The sequence below is a fragment of the Pseudoalteromonas ulvae UL12 genome (assembly GCF_014925405.1).
Taxonomy (GTDB): domain Bacteria; phylum Pseudomonadota; class Gammaproteobacteria; order Enterobacterales; family Alteromonadaceae; genus Pseudoalteromonas; species Pseudoalteromonas ulvae.
This window is the reverse complement of record NZ_AQHJ01000023.1, coordinates 719,909-736,751: the sequence shown is the minus strand read 5'-3', so window position 1 is coordinate 736,751 and position 16,843 is coordinate 719,909. Positions and strand designations below refer to the sequence as shown.

Genomic DNA, 16,843 nt, shown 5'->3' with positions numbered 1-16,843 from the left:
TGAGTTGGGCTAGGGACAAAACTAGATAAACATCTATTTTAACTTGATATTTTTTAATAATGTCCCGAATAATAGTTAGATAGAGTTAATTTCTTGCAAGGTTAAAGGGCGATATTCCCCTTCCGCTAAGGTTGGATCTAGCACTATGTCTGCGATTTGCTCGCGGTGCAGTGCAACGACTTTATTCTCAACAGCGGCAAACATGCGTTTAACTTGATGGTATTTCCCTTCACAGATAGCAATACGAACTGAGTAGTCGGCTAATTTTTCTACCTGAGCGGGCAGCGTTGGGCCTTTTTCGCCATGAAGCTGGACGCCCTGTGCAAGCTGTTCAATTGCTTCGTCACTAATAGGTGTTAAGGTTTCAACTAAATACGTTTTAAACTTTTTGTGTTTAGGTGAAGTGATTTTGTGTGACCAGTTACCGTCATTCGTGATCAGGACAAGCCCTGTAGTATCAATATCTAAGCGTCCTGCAATGTGTAGCTGAGACATCACAGGTTCATCAAGTAAATCAAGGGCTGTTTGATGTAACTCATCGGTGGTCGCACATACATAACCTTGTGGTTTGTTGAGCATAAAATAGCGCTCGCCTAGTTCTTGTAATTGTTCACCTTGCCAGAGTACAACATCCGTCGGGCTGACCTGAAAATCAAAACTAGTCACGACTTGGCCATTGACCTGTGCGTACTTACGTTTGATCCCCGCTTTGGTTTTTGTTCGCGGTAATTCGGTCAAGTGGCTTATAAATTTATCTAAACGACACGGGAATTTCATAGGGTTGCTCTGACGGCTAAGTTACAATGGCGGCGAGTATAGCCGATAGCCTAAGTGAGTTAAATGCAACATGCCTATTTTAGTTTAATTGCACAAGGAAAACTCCAGCATGATACTGCTCAAAGTCATGCCATCAGTGCGTTGAATACACTTTTAATGACGTTGAATCAGCGTAAAGCTTGGTGGCACTTTAAACAGCCCTCTATTCAAGGCGTATATTTATTCGGGCCTGTTGGTCGGGGCAAGTCGATGTTGATGGATTTGTTCTATCAGCATTTGACGACGAAAGATAAAACCCGCATGCATTTTCATCATTTTATGGCGCAAGTTCACCGCGACTTGCTCAGCTATCAAGGTGTGACTAATCCGCTGCAAAAAATAGCGAAACAGTGGCGAAAGCAGACTCAAGTACTTTGTTTTGATGAGTTTTTTGTCAGTGACATTGGCGATGCAATGATTTTAGCGAATTTATTTAAGGCGTTATTTTCAGAAGGATTAGTATTGGTGACGACTTCTAACTGCATGCCAGATGAGCTTTACAAAAATGGCTTACAACGACAGCGTTTTTTGCCAACCATCGCCTTACTAAAGCAGCATTGTCAGCTGGTTTCTTTGATTGGCACGCAGGATCATCGCTTTGATAAAGGGGTGTTGTATTGTCATTATCAGGTGGGTCGTCAACTTGATTGGCTCATCGCTCATTTTAAAAAAGCAGCGGCAGCAGAGCCAATGACGTCTGATGGGCAATTATTGATTCATCAACGAGAGATTGCTTATCAGCTCAAAAGTGAGCGGTTTGTGATGTTCGATTTTTTGGCGTTATGTGATGGGCCACGCAGTGTGAGTGATTACATGGCATTAGCGCAGCAGTTTTCGGCTATTTATATTGCAAACGTACCCATACTCGGCCTTGGAGAGCCGGTGAGTATGGTTGCACAAGGGGTTGAAGAGGGCTATTTGAGAGAGAAAGCGCAGGAGATTATGGCCTGTGATGACGATCAAGCAAGGCGATTCATTGCTTTGATAGATGAATGTTATGATCAGCATGTATTGGTCGTTATGTCAGCTGCCGTTGATATGCAAACCTTGTATCGAGGTAGCAAATTACGTTTTGAATTTGCGCGTACTGCGTCTCGGTTGGTTGAAATGCAAACGTGGGTGCTATGAGGATAAATCCTAAAAAAGCCAGCGCTAGGCTGGCTTTGACTCGGGATGTTCTAAATGCAGAACATTAAAATCTAACTTCTGCACCCATGTAGACAAAACGACCGATGCCGCCGCCATAAGCGCTGGCAAAATTTCCACGTCCACCGAGTACAAACGGGCCTAAGTTATCAAATACATTATTGATACCACCATAAACACGCATGTCGCTGTTTTGGTTTAAATCAAATGTATAAGAGGCAGACAAATTATGCGTGGTGTACGATGAAATATCTTGATACGCCAATGCTTCAGGGTTCGCGATACAGCTTGCTTCACCAGCATTACAGCGCTCATTATTAGCTAAAATGGCTTCTTGATAATCATCGGCACGACTTTGGCTATCAATCATCGAACCACGGAATTTTGTACTCCAACGTACGCGCATTCCTTCGTAATTCCAAGCAAGTGACATCGCAGCACGGTTAGTGAAAATACCGTAATCAAGTTGGCCAGAATACTCATTAGTTTGCATGCCATCGTTTGTTGCAAACGTTTTAGAATGTTCAATCACATGGGTCATATCCGCTTTAAACTTCAAAGTACCGTACTTATTTAAATCAAAGGTATAAGCGGCAGCAATGTCGTAACCTCGGGTGCGCAGTTCATCTAGGTTGAATGAACGTTGCATGATTTCAATGATATTACCTTCTGCGTCACGGGTAATGTCGTTACAAAAGCGGTTGTCCGATCCCCATGGGGCTGATGAGTCATAACACTGGCGAATGATGTCTTCATTATCGATTTGCGCGATAGCATCGGTAATTTGGATATCATAATAATCAACGGCAAGCTGTAGGCCGTCGATAAACGATGGCGCCATTGTGACACCGAGTGTATAAGTATCGGCTGTTTCTTCTTTGAGCTCTTCATTACCTGCGTTTGGAGAGTAACTGTTATTGCCGTCTAAGAACTCGCCTTCAGCAGCAATAACCGCGGCAATTGAGGGCTCTTTTCGGCAATTATCGTGGCCTGGATTGGTTGATGTAGCTGTTACGCCGTCACATAAGTCATCAAAGCTGTCATAATCACCGCGAGGTGGAGAAACTAATTCTGTAATGGTCGGTGCACGTTGCGCACGTGCGTAGTTAGCACGCACGGCATAGCCTTCAATCGGCTCATAAATAAAGCCTAACTTGTAACTGCCAACAATGCCGGTGTTTGACCATGAATAATCAGCAAAACGCGCGGAGACTTCTGCGGTTAAGCTTTTCACACCCGGCGCATCTTTAATGAGTGGAATAGCGGCTTCACCAAAGGCTTCATAAACTTCAACCGCTCCTTCAAACGAAGGCACAACGTTAAAGGTAATGCCGCCATATTGTTGTTCTTTGCTGGTGGCCACTTTTTGTGAATCACGACGGTATTCACCACCAAATGCGGCAGTAATCATCCCTGCTGGTAATTCATATAAATCTCCGGCGACATAACCAAGCACATTGATTTGCTCAATATCGGTGGTAATGGTCGGATTGGCACGAATATAATCAGCCGATTCTGGGCTAATTGAGCCGATACCAAATAAATTCAGTGGCGCACAGCCTTCAGCACGCGCTTGTGCATCAGCACACTGAATACTGCCATCAGCAGCAAACTCCGCATTGAGCGCATTGGCAACGTTGAACGTATTTAATTCGTTGTATCTTTTTTGTTTTTGCTTGAATTTACCGTAACCAACCGATACGTCCCAATCCCATTGGTCGTTAAAGGTTGTGCCTTGTAAACCAGCCCAAGTACGAATTGTCGTGCGTTTATTATCATTGATGATTTCGCCCACTTCAGCAAAACGACGATCCCAATAAATACGATCTTTATAAGGGTTAGCATCAAGAATTTCTTGCGGCACATAAGGATTATCGATGGGGATGTAACCCGGACGCACGCGGCTTGGTGCGCCTGTCTCAGGATCAAGGACTAACGCATACGCACTTTCATATTCGTCTTCAGGTGATTTAACATTTTCAGAGTTATTTTGTGCGTACTGCACTTGGAAATAACCCTGAGTATCATTGCTAAATTCATAATCAAATTTCAGCGCAGAAGCAAATCGGTCTTCAGGTATTTTCAGTGCTTCCCATTGTGCAGTGTGTACACCATACTTTTCTTCGTTGCCGGCCCAGTCATTGCGAAGCCCTGATTCGTCATACCAAAATTGGGTCTCGTTACGGCTGTTCTCTAAAAAGACCCCACCTAAGGTGCCATCGCTGCGGTCACGCCAATCAGATTGTGAAATATCTCGAATGCATTGGTAACCATTTTCAGTATTCATTTGGTTACACATTTCGCTGGTGTTGTAACGATAGTCGGTTTCGATTGCTGCGCGATCGCGGTCGAAATAGCTCAAACCAAGTTGGCGGTCGTAGGTGGCACTAAAATACATGTAGCCGTTAGAGTCTGCGAATGTGCGGCCATGGTTAAAGTCGATAGTAAATTCTTCGCCACCGCCTTCGGTTGTGGCCCCTGCGCGTGCTTTGACTTCTGTGCCTTCTTTATCTGATTGAGTGATAATGTTAACCACGCCGGCTACGGCATCTGAGCCGTAAGTAGCTGAGGCACCACCGGAGATAATTTCAACGCGATCAACCATGCCGGTAGGGATGGTGCTTAAGCTGACATAATTACCGCTGTAGCTATTGGAAACAACTCGGCGACCATCAATAAGGGTCAATGTACGGTTGGTGCCCAAATCGCGTAAATCAATAGTCGATAAACCAGTATTTTGTACACTTGATTGAGAGTTTGTATTACTGCTGCCTTCGCTGATAGAGGGAAAGCCTTCAACTAAAATTTCAGACAGTGAACCTAAACCAGAATCTTGAATTTCTGCTTTGTCCATAGTGACAAGCGGAGTGGCCACAGAAAAGCTATCGCGCTTTAAGCGTGAACCGGTGACGACAATTTTTTCTGGGGCAGGTTGTGTTTCAGCCTGTTGCGTTGTTTTGGCTGCCGTTCGCTCGATAAGTTGTTCTTGTTGATTTGCGTATGCTTGACCGATAAAGACACTGGCAATGGCGCACGCTAAGGTGCTTTTTTGTAATGTTGTTTTGATCACGAGAGTTCCCTAAGTTTCCTGATTGTTGTTTTTGTTTCATTCACGTCCACTTTTATGGGAATGTTGAAAAAAGCACAACCTAGGGTGTCTCTATTGTTAACCGTTTATATCTCTATTTAATATCTATTTAAATATTTATGATTACTATCAATCTATTAAGTTATTTCTTGTTACGTTATTTTTATTCACTTAAACGCAGAAACTTTGCTATTTGTAACCAATATTCGGTATGCTAAAGCCATTCAAAAGTCCTTTTTCTTTGTTGTATTTTAGAGAGCTGAATGTCAGATAAGTCGCCGTTTAAATTAAAGTCCTATCAGGTTAATCCTCTGGATAATACGCTAGTGTCGGGCGATGACATCATTACTTTGCAACCAAAGTTTATTGAAGTGTTGGTGTTTTTAGCGGCTAAATACCCAAGCGTAGTTACACGAGAAGAAATTATTGATGCGGTGTGGGATGGCAATAGTTATGTCGGTGAAAAAGCACTCACCAATGCGATTTGGCATTTACGAAAGTCATTAAAATCTGCCGAGCAGCAAGAATACATCGAAACAATCCGTAAAACAGGGTATCGATTATTATTTGAGCCAAGTTATCGCGCTGTTGAGCCTGAACCATCAGCAAAAAACTGGCGACAACCCCATTCTTGGTTGGCTGCAACAGGCGTGTTGATCTGTGTGGTGTTGATATTTATTTGGTCTCGTTTTATGAATGATGCTGATTTTGGCTTTGCACAACCTGAGTTAATCACTCAATATCCTGGTCGAGAGCTTTTCCCTGCGTTATCCCATGATGAGCGCTATTTAGTTTTTTCTTGGCGCAATATGGACTCACAAACCGATTTATTCCTCCATGATTTAACCGAACCTTCTAAAAGCCCCAAAAATCTCACTCAATCAGCCTTTTTAGAGTCTCGAGCAATTTGGTCTAAAGATGATCAGCAGTTGTTTTATTACCGAAAAGGCGGTGAGCAAGGCTGTGAGGTGATACAACATCGGCTGGCTGATGATCACACAACACCGCTGGCACGCTGTCCAAATTCAAGTACTGGCTCATTGAGTTTATCGGCCAATCAATCACAATTGGCTTACATAGGTCTGACGGCGAAAGGTAATAATGCAGCAGTGTTTACCCTTGATTTAACAAGCGGTGAATCCCAGCAACTGACATGTTTGACTGAGTGTGATTACCGTGATGAATACATGGATTTTAGTCCAAGTGGTGAGCAATTGGTGATAGTGCGTAATTTAGCACCGGGTCAAGACCAACTGATATTACATGAATTACACACAGGACAAGAGCAAGTCCTCCTCACTTGGATGCACACGATCAGAGGGATCGCGTGGCACCCTAGCAATGAGCAATTAATTTTTGCCTCTCATGAAAACGGTCAGCGTTTTGGTTACCAATTCGATCTTGAGACTAAACAATATCAGCGTCTTAATGTCACTGGATTTAGTTATCCAAATATCAGTTCGCAAGGGGATATTTATTATCACCATTGGCAAATGGGCACCTCAATAATGCGCGTGGATCTCGCTGCAACTATTAATACCGCCCCGTTTCCACTCTTGCAATCTGAGTTTAATTTTCGGTATCCCGATTATTCAAGTCAGGCCAATAAGTTAGTGGTGGTATCGAATGAATCAGGAAATGATGAGTTATGGCTATCGAGCTTAGATGGCACCAACCGCACTCAGTTAACCCAGCTCAACAAAGTAGTCAGAGAACCTACTTGGTCACATGATGGCCGATTTATCGCTTTTATTGTGAAATCGTTGACTGAAAACTCATTAATGGTGATTGATGTGGCGACAAGGCAAGTAACCGAAATTAACACTGGGTTTGTTTATCATAATAAACCAAGCTGGTCGTTAGATGATCAATCGCTTTTTGTTGCCAATGATGACAATCTCTTTCAAATTGACTTGACTACTCAAACGGTTACACCACTGAGTGAAGATGGTGGTCGCTACGGAGTCATGACCACAGATGGTCGTTTTATTTATATCACCGCACAAAGAAAAGGCTTAAAAGTACGCACCGAAAACGGTCAAAGCAGTGCTTTATTTAGTGAAGTAACAATACCCAGTAGCACAGGGTGGCAAGTAACAGAAACCGGTGTTTATTATTTTAATGTGAAGGGCCCAGATTATCGCTTGAGCTTTTTTGATTTTGCGACAGGGCAGCACCGAGATGTGTTGCGGGTGCCTGAGCGCACTTTTAGTCGTTCAAGAGGAATGACGTATGTGCCTGAAAATAGCTGGTTGCTCTTTACTGGTTATGAAACTCCCCAAGTTGATATTAAACGGATCCGGAAAAATTAAATTTAAAAATAAAGAAGTAGCCTCGGCTACTCTTTATTATTTTTGGTGTTTTCGGTAACTCTGTTTATCCATATCAATGATTTCAACACTTAAGCAGCCTTCGTTTGGCCAGTGATGTTGCAGGCAATCAATTAAGCAGTCACTTAAATCTTGTTTTTGTCGTTCGGTTCGACCGGATAATATTTTCGCTTGGACATGAATAAAGCTATCACTATGATTGCCAAGGACAAAGTGTTGGTAAATAAGGGCTCGTGTTTTCACGCTGGATGAATCAAATAGCCCGCAAGAGACAGCTGATTGCTGAATACGTTCGACAATAAACTGTGCTTGAGGGGCTAAATTATCAGATAACTCAATGATGATATGCGGCATAAAGTGTATTCATCAAAAGCGATAGCTAAAACCAAGGCTGGTTTGAAATTGTGTCAGTACATCACCATCAAAGTGCCACAAACACTGATCATCGTCAGTGGTGCTATCACATGACACACTACTGTTATTATCGATGATGGTATTTACCCAGCGAGTTTCAAACGACACACGCGCCTCTGGGGTAAATTGATATTCGACGCCACCATATAGGCCTAAAGCAAAAAAGCTATCTGATTCTGACCAATTTGGTTTGATATTGTTGACCCCGATATGTGCGCCAAAATAGCCTGAAATATCTTCTCTAATGGGGAATTCAACAGCACTTTGAAATAAATACAAATTCATATCGAGTTGTTTTTCAGATTGATTTTGTAAATGGGTGTCTAACGATGCGTAATATAATCCATAACGAGCTCCTGTTATTGTGCGCTCGATACTGATCCCAACGTGATTATTATCATGAAGATCAAGCTTCAGCCCTTCTTCTGTGGTCAGAGCTTGACTAAATGTTTTACCAAATTGACCAGAAATCAAAGTACCAGCGTGGCCGAATTGGCTAAATGCAATTAATAGGGTGCCTAAAGTGAGTTTTTTTATCATGGATTTAGTCTCTGAAAAGTTACGACTTTATTGAAACACATAACGGTGCGAATACAAAGTCAATTGCTTGAATTTGCTCGAGCTGCTACCCTGCAACCCATTCGCATTATTGTGAATTTCTTCATTCATTTTTATACAAACGCAGGTCTTTTATGGCTATATTATTTGTCACTCGACGCAATGTGCATGCCCGATATTATCAACAACTGAGAAAACATCTTAACTTAGCTACGCGCTTGCATATTATGGGATGGCCTAAATTCAGTGCGTGGGCATTTTTGGCTCAAGCATTTAATACCAATTTATCGCAAATGATTGAGACGCAATTAATTCGTAAAATGGCCAAACAACCTAAATTGGCACAGCTCACTTGGTTGGCCAATGTGTATCGTGGTTGGTTATTGATACAAGAAAAATGCCGTTTAGCGAAATATTTGTCTCTGTTCAGTCAAGAAAAACCAGAGTTATTAGTGATTTGGAATGGCAAGAAATTACCTAATCAAACAGTTGTGCTGGCAGCCCAACAGCTCTCTATTCCTATTTATTATTTTGAAAACGGTTTATTACCAGGCACCACGACACTTGACCCAAATGGGGTGAACCAAGCTGCTTCATTGCCTAAAGATCCTGCTTTTTATCTTGCACAATCGGCGTTAGTCGAAATGGATTTTCACGCCCCTAAAATTGAGCAGCGTGCAGCTCACAGAAGGCGCAATCAACACGGCGAATCAGCATTACCCGAGCGTTTTATATTTGTCCCTTTTCAGGTTCCTCATGACACCCAGATTGCCTGTTATTCTCCTTGGATCCCTGACATGGAAACGTTTTATGATGCAGTGGTTAAAGCGGTAAAAGAACTTGGCGATCCTCAATTGAAAGTGGTGTTTAAAGAGCACCCAACTTGGCATAAGCATTATACTCATTTATACCATAAAGATCCGATTGCTATGTTTGCTAATGATAATGTTACCCGAGACATTATGATGGATGCCGAAGCGGTGATTACGATTAATTCGACTGTTGGCTTAGAGGCACTGTTACTTAATAAAAAAGTAATTACCCTTGGTCAAGCCTGCTTTAATATCGAGAATCTAGTGTTACATGCGGATAATCAAAGTCAGTTAGAGGCGCATTTAGCGGCTTTATCGACCTGGCAAATGGATTGCAAGTTAAGAAACGCATTCTTTAATTATCTACAGAACATTTATTGTGTGCCAGGAAATGGCAAAGAGTGTGACCAAGCCCATAGCTTAGCAATAGAGAAACGTTTAACTGGCCAAGATGAGTTTGCCCATGGCGCATTTCATGCAGATTTTATTTCGCTTCGTTCATTAAAATAAAGGTGACATCATGCCTGCCAAAAACAATGTAGTCAGCTGCCAATGGTTGCTTGAACATCTTCACGATCCTGACTTAATCATATTTGATGCAGGCATGGCTCCTGTTGGCAGTGAGGCACCTTATTTGGCTAAGTCGAAAATACTTGGCGCACAACGGTTTGATTTTAGTCATCACGTAGTTGATACCACTAGTCGATTACCGAACACTATGCCCAACGATGAGCAATTTACGGCTTTGGTGCAACAAATGGGAGTGAACACCAAGAGTACTCTTGTTGTTTACGATGACATTGGTGTGTATAGCGCTCCTCGTGCGTGGTGGATGTTTAAAGTGATGGGTTTTGTTAATGTCTATGTCTTAAGTGGGGGATTACCCGCTTGGCAAGCTTGTGGCGGCGCGACACAAACCCACTATAGTGAGGCGCAGACTCGAGGGAATTTTGTTGGTCATCGACACGCAGCGCGCTTAATTGGCGCAGATACCGTCCTTGCGAGTATTGATGATTGCTCGACTTTGCTACTTGATGCTCGGGCTAAAGACCGTTTTAGTGGCGAACAAGCTGAACCAAGAGTCGGCATGCGTGCAGGGCATATCCCACAATCAAAAAACTTACCTTTTGCGCAGTTAGTTCATAATGGTTTGCTCAAGCCCAAAACTGAGTTAGCGAGCATCTTTAGCCAGTTAGTCCCTCAAGAAGTTAAGACGCTGCAATTTAGTTGTGGCTCGGGTGTGACTGCTTGCATTCTTGCTTTAGGGGCGGCGGAAGTCGGCTATCAAAATTTAGCCGTGTATGACGGTTCGTGGAGTGAGTGGGGAGCCAATCCTGACTTACCCATTTGTTAAAATCGGCAAAACACATTGAGTGTATAGCGGTAAATAGGCGGCATTTTGGCTCGAAAATCAAAGAATATAATGACTTCGACAGGAGTTGATCGCCGTGAAACGGGATATTATGCGACCCCAGATTTTATTGCTGATTACTTTTTAAAACGTTGCTTAGAAATCAACCCTCAAGGTCGAAAAGTTCTTGATCCATGTGTAGGTCAAGAAGAGCTGCTCGCACCCTTTATTCAGCACTTTTCAGATCACCGCAGTGAATTAATTGGCATTGATATTATTGCTCATAAACGCTCATATCAGGCATCGTTTTTATTAACTGATTTTTTATTATCAGAGTCGATAGACGCGTTTGATGCAGATTTTATCATTGCAAATCCACCTTATAACTGCCACGAAGTTGATTACATTAAACGAAATAAGCTGGCGTTAAAGCAGCGTTTTGCTGATGTGGGCATTCATAACATGTACTCGATGTTTTTAGCTGCGATGATAAACAATGCTAAAGAGGGCGCTGTTATTTGCTGTATTTGCGATAGCTCTTTTTTGAGTACTAAAGTTCATAAAAAATTACGCGATAAAATTCTCTCAACGTGCCGAATACATGATTTACTCTTATGTCCAACCGATCTTTTTTTAGCTCAAGGGGCCAATGTCCGCACGTGTATTTTAGTGTTGCAAAAAGGCCATCAACTCCCACAGTTGCCTATTCGATTGTTAAATCGCCCTCTTGGAGAGCGTGAATTTAAGGCTGGTTTGCTTGAGGGGCAGTTTGAGACAATGCAGCTTAGCGATATTATTTTGTCAGGCGAGGTCGATAACAGTGAGTTTTTGGTGGGAGTCCCAAGCGCTATTAAGCAGTTGTTTAATGGCCCGCGTTTAGCGCACTCATTTGCCTGTATTAGCGGTGTCTCAACGGGTAACGACGCCGCGTTTATTCGAAAGCAGCCAGAGCCAGGCTTTTCCATTCCATTTTATAAAAATCCGAGCTCCAATAAGTTTTTTTGTGTCCCTAATGGCTATCTCATTGATGACTTTTTACAAAGGAGTCGCATTGATCCCAAGTTTAATGTCCGCAATCAAAATTATTTAATGCAAAGTGGGATAACTTGCTCGTCAATGGGGGTTGAGTTTTCGGCCTGTGTACTGCCGCAAGGGAGTTTATTTGGTGTCAATCCAAATATAATGTGTGATGAAAACCAGCAGTGGTGGCTGTTGGCATATTTAAACTCTGATTTAGTAAAATACTGTGTCAGAGGCGTATTAATCCGCTCAAATATGATTACCTCTGGCTATGTAACGCGGCTCCCTTTACCACTGATGTCGCCGTCAACCAAGCAGCAATTATCAGTGCTCGCCAAACAAGCTTATCAATGTGCGAAGATGCAGCACAGTACTCAACTTCAACGAGATAAAATAAACACCTTACTGTATCAAGAGCTGGAGTTTTGCCAAGCCACCATCGCGCATATTTCAGATTTTTGCCGGCATATTGTTAAACGAACGTAATGGGCGCCAACCTAAGATTGAAGCGCCATCATTAATAGTGTTGAAAAACTTGGTTATTCACTTAATTTTAGGAGTGATTTTAACTGTGATTGGCAAGTTCATCGAGATAGTGCATCACTGAAGCGCTGGATTCCTCCATTGCTTGGAGGTGTTTTACAACCCGTTCTTTATCTCCTTTTACTAATGACTCTAGCGCCATAACACCATTTTGATGAACCAATTTATGCGGTTCTTCTAGTTTGCTAAATGAGGAGTTATTATTAAACATTTTTGCACCTTCGTTTTTATACCACTTGCCTAAGCGACACATTGTATGATCAGCAAAGTCGTGAATTTTTTTAGTGCTCAGGCCACAAGCAACGGCATATACATCACCTTTCCAGACTATATGGTCGAGTTTAACTGTTTGAATAAAAGTCCTTAATGAGGCATGGACAATAGCGGATTTCATCGAAGTGCAGCAAGAAATAATCTCAGAATAATCGTCATTAAGTTTTTCGACACCACTGGAAAGTTGGTTGTTATTATTTTGAATATCATTGACGGAGCTGACAGTGTTAGCTGTTGACTGAATAATTTTATTGACTAATTCAGCTACCTCATTGGCTGATGTATTGGTATTGTTCGCTAAAGAACGTACTTCATCTGCAACCACACTAAAACCTCGACCAGCTTCGCCAGCTCGGGCTGCTTCAATGGCTGCATTGAGTGCTAAGAGATTAGTTTGGTCGGATATTTTAGATATGGTCGAAACAAATGTATTGATGCTGTCAGCCATTGCTGATAAGCCTGAAATACTTTGAGTCATACCTCCCATTTTCGTTGTCAACCCTCGCATATCATCGACAATATGATGTAATGATTCACTTGAGGCATCGAGTAAACCATTAATTAAATCACTAGAGCGGCTTTCTGAGTCAATGGCTTGATAAGATGATAATACAGTTTCACGGACACCTTGGATTTGGTTAATACACTCAATCGCACATTTTAATAGCATTTCTTTATAGTGAATTTCAGAGGGCGAAAGCATTTGTTCAGCTTGCTCTTTGAGATGAGTGTTCTCTTGTTGCAACGTGTGATTTTGATTTTTGAGAGTGTCTATTTCTTGTTTTAGTTGCTGATTCTCATTGAGAGACAATTGGTATTTAGCGCTAAGTACAAACATTGAATATTCCTAGAAGTCACAAATCGTTAACTCACTTTTGTATCATCAGCCATTTTATGAAAAATGATAATATAGAGAGCCGGTATAGGTTCAACTATGTGTTTTTAAAATCATTAATAGTGATTTAGTATAGAGGAGTACAGCAACTTTTTGTTTTTATTTTTGTGTCTCAGTCCTTTAGCTAAATTGACAGTTTATTATAAATTTTTATCGATACTTGGTCATAAATATAGCGGAGGATCATTGAGGTTATCTGTTCGCCAAGGACACTCTTGGCAGCCATTACCACAGCAATAACCTCGTTTTAAATGTGCCCAGCGGTGAAACATATACTTGCCTTGCACTATGCTAAAATCAAGCCCTGCAATGGCTGGGGTTGCTTGATAGGGGGCGGCTAGACTAATTAAACGATCTAAAGGTTGGCTGCGATATTGTTCAGATAAAAAATGGTTAATTTTTGTAAGCAAACACGATTGGCATAAACAGGTATTGTGGCTGTCTAAAGGAAGGATATTTGGCAATGTCATACACCAGCATTGTTGATCGGCGCTACAGGAAAGAGGTGCTTGGCATAGTGCGCATTGTGTCGGCATGAAATCGTTATCTAAATAATATTTTAAGGTGCTATCGTAGCATTTTTTTATACCGCAATCGTCACTTAACCATCAAAAAATTAAAGTGAACTTATTTCCCTTTTTTGACTCCATTCATACCTTGTTGCATTCTTTTTATCTGTTTTTGACAGTCCGTCGGTTAAGCTGCATCAAGCATTGCGCTAGCTCAGCATTACTTTAGTGAGTGTGCATTTAAAATAATAACTAAAAGGGAAGAATAAATGACATTAAATAAGTTCGCTGTGTTGATGTGCTGTGCATCTAGTCTGATGGTTTGTAGTCACCTCAGTGCAAAAACACAAACAGAAATCGAGTTTGAACGCTATCAGCTGATCAGCGAGTATGATTTATCCGGAAAATTGCTCTATTTACACCAGACTAAACAACCTCAACATGTGCTGATTAGCAGCACAAAAGAAGAGCGCACCATCATTAATGTGTTTTCAAATTTAGAGTCTACGAAAACGAATCAAGCGACCAGTTTTGCTTTGCCGAGCAACAGTTTATTTTTTTCCTCAGGACAATTGGCTAATCACAGCAGTGAAAGCTTGCTGGTTATGACGGCAACTGAGTTGTTGAGTGTGGATATTCAGTCTGGAAAAACACAATTGTTGACTGAGATCGATTCTTTTTATGCGCCTCACAATTCTGCATTGGCAAGCTTTGGTGAGTTTGCCCAAGATGTAAATGGAGATGGGTTAGTCGATGTACTGACAGCAAATTTTGAGCAAGTGAATATTTACTTACAGCAGGCCGATGGGCAATTTAAGCAACAAAAAATAGCCTTCATACCAGAGCAAAACATTAAACAGCGTAGCATTACAGTCAGCGAGCCAGAGAGTTTTAGCATTGATGTGAATGGTGATGAGCGATTAGATCTTGCTTTTGTTCAAGGTGACCAACTTATCGTGTTTACGCAATTAGCCCAAGGGGATTTTTCTACTGAGTCTATAACCGTTCCTTTTCATGCTGGCGTGTTAAATCAGCAAGAATATCAACGGATCAGACGAGATGATGACGATATGTCTGCCCTTACTAGTCTTGAACATTTGATTGATCTCGATGGTGACAAATTGGTTGATTTAGTGACAAAAAAATCAGAAAAAGGCGGCATGTTTGGTGGTGATACTCAGTATCAGATCCGTTTTGGCCAGCTTAATAAACAGCAATTGATGTTTGCTCAACAGCCAGAGATCACGCTTAAACCAAAAGGGCAAAGTCAGCTTGAATTTAATGATCTAAATAATGATGGTTTACTGGATTATGCAATGTTCTCGATGGAACTCGGAGTGGGTTCGATGATGTCTTTAGTATCCGGATCCCTCGATGCGGATATGTTTATCCATCGGATGCACACAAAGCGCCAGTTTAGTGAAAAACCTGACTACGATACAGAAATTGAAGTGTTAGTGAATACTGATACCGGTCGAGGAGGTCGTACGGCATTTGAACTGGCCGATTTTGATGGCGACGGTTTAAAAGATCTGTTTATTCAAACTGACGATGATGAGTTTAGAATTCATAAAGGTGAAGCAGAGCGCTTATTTGCTAAGAAAAAGTCGAAATATACCGTGGCACTACCTAAAAACGGCAGCTTGATAGAAACACAAGATTTTAACCAAGATGGTAAAGCGGATATTTTAATACGTTTTGAAAAACAAGATGGCAAACAGCAGGCCAAATCAATGGCGTTATGGTTATCTAAATCATCAGAGCGCAACGAGATACAGAGCTCGGCTCAATCCGCAGAGTAACATTACAGAGAAAACAGCACGAGTGGACGACTCGTGTTACTTGCTAAAACAAAATGGAGAACTAAGTTCTCCATTTTTTTGTGATGAAAGAGGGGATTACCGTCGGTTATTGATGGTATGACAAACAGGTTTCCACTTCGTCTTTTGAGCCTAAAATTACCGCAACACGCTGGTGGATGGCATCAGGTTGAATAGACATAATTCGCTCATTGCCTGTTGAAGCAATGCCTCCAGCTTGTTCTACTAACATGGCCATTGGGTTTGCTTCGTAAAGTAAACGCAGTTTATAAGGCTTGTTTGGATCTTTAGTATCTGCAGGGTAAGAAAATAATCCACCACGAGTCAGCACGCGATGAACATCGCCCACCATGGCCGCAATCCAGCGCATATTGAAGTTTTCTTGACGAGGTCCTGTGTCACCTGCAAGTAAATCGGCAACATAATTTTGCATTGCTGGCTGCCAGTGGCGCTGGTTCGACATATTGAGCGCAAATTCATTTGTTTTCGCAGGGATTTGTGCGTATTCATGCGTTAATAAAAAGCTGCCGTGGGTTTTATCTAAGGTAAAAATGCGAGTCCCGTTACCTGTCGTGAGCGCTAACATGGTTGATGGGCCATATAAAACATAACCTGCTGCGACTTGTTTATCACCCGGTTGCATGAAAATACTCGGATCACTTGCGTCAGAGCCCTCAGGCGCTTCCATAATTGAGAAGATGGTGCCCACCAATGAGTTAATATCGATATTTGATGAGCCATCAAGTGGGTCAAAAGCAACGATAAACTTGGCATCTGGGTTACCCGCAACCGTGTAGTCTTCTTCTTCAGAGGCGATGGCTTTAACGTAACCTGTTTCGAGTAAAATATCTTTCAATAATTGATTCGAAAGGACATCGAGTTTCTTTTGTGTTTCGCCTTGAATATTTTCATCTAAGGTTGAACCAAGTACACCCGAAAGAGCGCCTTGACCAACGCGGAATGAAATTTCTTTACAAGCAGCAAGAATGGTACGGATCAGTGATAACAGCTCTCTTGAGCAACCATCTTCGAGTAACACTGGCGGGAGTCTACGCATTTTAGTTTCCTAATTCCTAAGCGATGTAATACAGCAAATGTGAGAGAGCATGTATTACGGGGTTAAGCGCTGAGTTGTAATTTTATCAAATCGATTTGATCAATATCTTAAGCATAGTTGATTACAGTTAAGATTAACGAATTAAAACATTACGCTAGCTTTAATACATTAGGTGGATTGATCAAATCCTAACAGTCGAAAAACGTGTACC

Annotated in this window: 13 protein-coding genes; 6 read left to right on the top strand and 7 right to left on the bottom strand. The window is 41.8% G+C overall.

Features of this window, described 5'->3' with window-relative positions; genetic code table 11:
- Nucleotides 1-75: 75 nt before the first annotated feature.
- Nucleotides 76-777 (bottom strand): 16S rRNA pseudouridine(516) synthase RsuA, encoded by a 702-nt coding sequence (gene rsuA / locus PULV_RS06845; protein ID WP_086744651.1) that lies wholly within the window; start codon nucleotides 775-777, stop codon nucleotides 76-78.
- A 63-nt stretch (nucleotides 778-840) separates the two neighbouring features.
- Between rsuA and zapE the strand changes: the two genes are divergently transcribed.
- Entirely contained in the window at nucleotides 841-1,944 is a 1,104-nt protein-coding gene (gene zapE, locus PULV_RS06840; RefSeq protein ID WP_193331243.1) for a cell division protein ZapE, read from the top strand.
- A 64-nt stretch (nucleotides 1,945-2,008) separates the two neighbouring features.
- Here zapE and PULV_RS06835 read toward each other — a convergent pair whose 3' ends face one another.
- A complete protein-coding gene (locus PULV_RS06835) occupies nucleotides 2,009-5,032 on the bottom strand; it encodes a TonB-dependent receptor domain-containing protein (RefSeq protein WP_193331242.1) in 3,024 nt (1,007 codons plus the stop codon).
- A gap of 281 nt (nucleotides 5,033-5,313) precedes the next feature.
- On the opposite strand from PULV_RS06835, the gene PULV_RS06830 reads away from it, so the two are divergent.
- Nucleotides 5,314-7,362 carry a winged helix-turn-helix domain-containing protein gene (locus PULV_RS06830; RefSeq protein WP_193331241.1) on the top strand — a complete coding sequence of 683 codons (2,049 nt, stop codon included), beginning with the start codon at nucleotides 5,314-5,316 and terminating at the stop codon, nucleotides 7,360-7,362.
- A gap of 36 nt (nucleotides 7,363-7,398) precedes the next feature.
- Here the strand turns inward: PULV_RS06830 and PULV_RS06825 are convergent, their stop codons facing one another.
- Nucleotides 7,399-7,734 carry a 5-carboxymethyl-2-hydroxymuconate Delta-isomerase gene (locus tag PULV_RS06825; protein WP_086744647.1) on the bottom strand — a complete coding sequence of 112 codons (336 nt, stop codon included), beginning with the start codon at nucleotides 7,732-7,734 and terminating at the stop codon, nucleotides 7,399-7,401.
- A 12-nt stretch (nucleotides 7,735-7,746) separates the two neighbouring features.
- A complete protein-coding gene (locus PULV_RS06820) occupies nucleotides 7,747-8,334 on the bottom strand; it encodes a hypothetical protein (protein WP_086744646.1) in 588 nt (195 codons plus the stop codon).
- Nucleotides 8,335-8,486: 152 nt separating this feature from the next.
- Here PULV_RS06820 and PULV_RS06815 point away from each other — a divergent pair, with 152 nt between their 5' ends.
- From PULV_RS06815 to PULV_RS06805, 3 genes are all read left to right on the top strand, one after another.
- Nucleotides 8,487-9,674, top strand: a complete 1,188-nt coding sequence (locus PULV_RS06815) for a capsular polysaccharide export protein, LipB/KpsS family (protein WP_193331240.1) — start codon at nucleotides 8,487-8,489, stop codon at nucleotides 9,672-9,674.
- Between the two features lie 10 nt (nucleotides 9,675-9,684).
- Nucleotides 9,685-10,518, top strand: coding sequence for a sulfurtransferase (locus PULV_RS06810; protein ID WP_193331239.1), 834 nt, complete (start codon nucleotides 9,685-9,687; stop codon nucleotides 10,516-10,518).
- A 69-nt stretch (nucleotides 10,519-10,587) separates the two neighbouring features.
- Nucleotides 10,588-12,021 (top strand): N-6 DNA methylase, encoded by a 1,434-nt coding sequence (locus PULV_RS06805; protein WP_193331238.1) that lies wholly within the window; start codon nucleotides 10,588-10,590, stop codon nucleotides 12,019-12,021.
- A 79-nt stretch (nucleotides 12,022-12,100) separates the two neighbouring features.
- On the opposite strand, the gene PULV_RS06800 is transcribed toward PULV_RS06805, so the two are convergent.
- Nucleotides 12,101-13,189 (bottom strand): methyl-accepting chemotaxis protein, encoded by a 1,089-nt coding sequence (locus tag PULV_RS06800; RefSeq protein ID WP_086744642.1) that lies wholly within the window; start codon nucleotides 13,187-13,189, stop codon nucleotides 12,101-12,103.
- Nucleotides 13,190-13,410: 221 nt separating this feature from the next.
- Nucleotides 13,411-13,782 (bottom strand): DUF5522 domain-containing protein, encoded by a 372-nt coding sequence (locus PULV_RS06795; protein ID WP_193331237.1) that lies wholly within the window; start codon nucleotides 13,780-13,782, stop codon nucleotides 13,411-13,413.
- Nucleotides 13,783-14,024: 242 nt separating this feature from the next.
- On the opposite strand from PULV_RS06795, the gene PULV_RS06790 reads away from it, so the two are divergent.
- A complete protein-coding gene (locus PULV_RS06790; protein WP_193331236.1) occupies nucleotides 14,025-15,557 on the top strand; it encodes an FG-GAP repeat domain-containing protein in 1,533 nt (510 codons plus the stop codon).
- Between the two features lie 106 nt (nucleotides 15,558-15,663).
- Here PULV_RS06790 and PULV_RS06785 read toward each other — a convergent pair whose 3' ends face one another.
- Complete coding sequence (locus tag PULV_RS06785) at nucleotides 15,664-16,632, bottom strand: class 1 fructose-bisphosphatase (RefSeq protein WP_193331235.1); 969 nt, start codon at nucleotides 16,630-16,632, stop codon at nucleotides 15,664-15,666.
- Nucleotides 16,633-16,843 lie beyond the last annotated feature (211 nt).

Bases quoted from the DNA above. Each gene is read 5' to 3' on its own strand.
- rsuA (WP_086744651.1), bottom strand. From the start codon at position 777: ATGAAATTCCCGTGTCGTTTAGATAAATTTATAAGCCACTTGACCGAA.
- zapE (WP_193331243.1), top strand. From the start codon at position 841: ATGCAACATGCCTATTTTAGTTTAATTGCACAAGGAAAACTCCAGCAT.
- PULV_RS06830 (WP_193331241.1), top strand. From the start codon at position 5,314: ATGTCAGATAAGTCGCCGTTTAAATTAAAGTCCTATCAGGTTAATCCT.
- PULV_RS06825 (WP_086744647.1), bottom strand. From the start codon at position 7,734: ATGCCGCATATCATCATTGAGTTATCTGATAATTTAGCCCCTCAAGCA.
- PULV_RS06820 (WP_086744646.1), bottom strand. From the start codon at position 8,334: ATGATAAAAAAACTCACTTTAGGCACCCTATTAATTGCATTTAGCCAA.
- PULV_RS06815 (WP_193331240.1), top strand. From the start codon at position 8,487: ATGGCTATATTATTTGTCACTCGACGCAATGTGCATGCCCGATATTAT.
- PULV_RS06810 (WP_193331239.1), top strand. From the start codon at position 9,685: ATGCCTGCCAAAAACAATGTAGTCAGCTGCCAATGGTTGCTTGAACAT.
- PULV_RS06805 (WP_193331238.1), top strand. From the start codon at position 10,588: ATGACTTCGACAGGAGTTGATCGCCGTGAAACGGGATATTATGCGACC.
- PULV_RS06800 (WP_086744642.1), bottom strand. From the start codon at position 13,189: ATGTTTGTACTTAGCGCTAAATACCAATTGTCTCTCAATGAGAATCAG.
- PULV_RS06795 (WP_193331237.1), bottom strand. From the start codon at position 13,782: ATGCCGACACAATGCGCACTATGCCAAGCACCTCTTTCCTGTAGCGCC.
- PULV_RS06790 (WP_193331236.1), top strand. From the start codon at position 14,025: ATGACATTAAATAAGTTCGCTGTGTTGATGTGCTGTGCATCTAGTCTG.
- PULV_RS06785 (WP_193331235.1), bottom strand. From the start codon at position 16,632: ATGCGTAGACTCCCGCCAGTGTTACTCGAAGATGGTTGCTCAAGAGAG.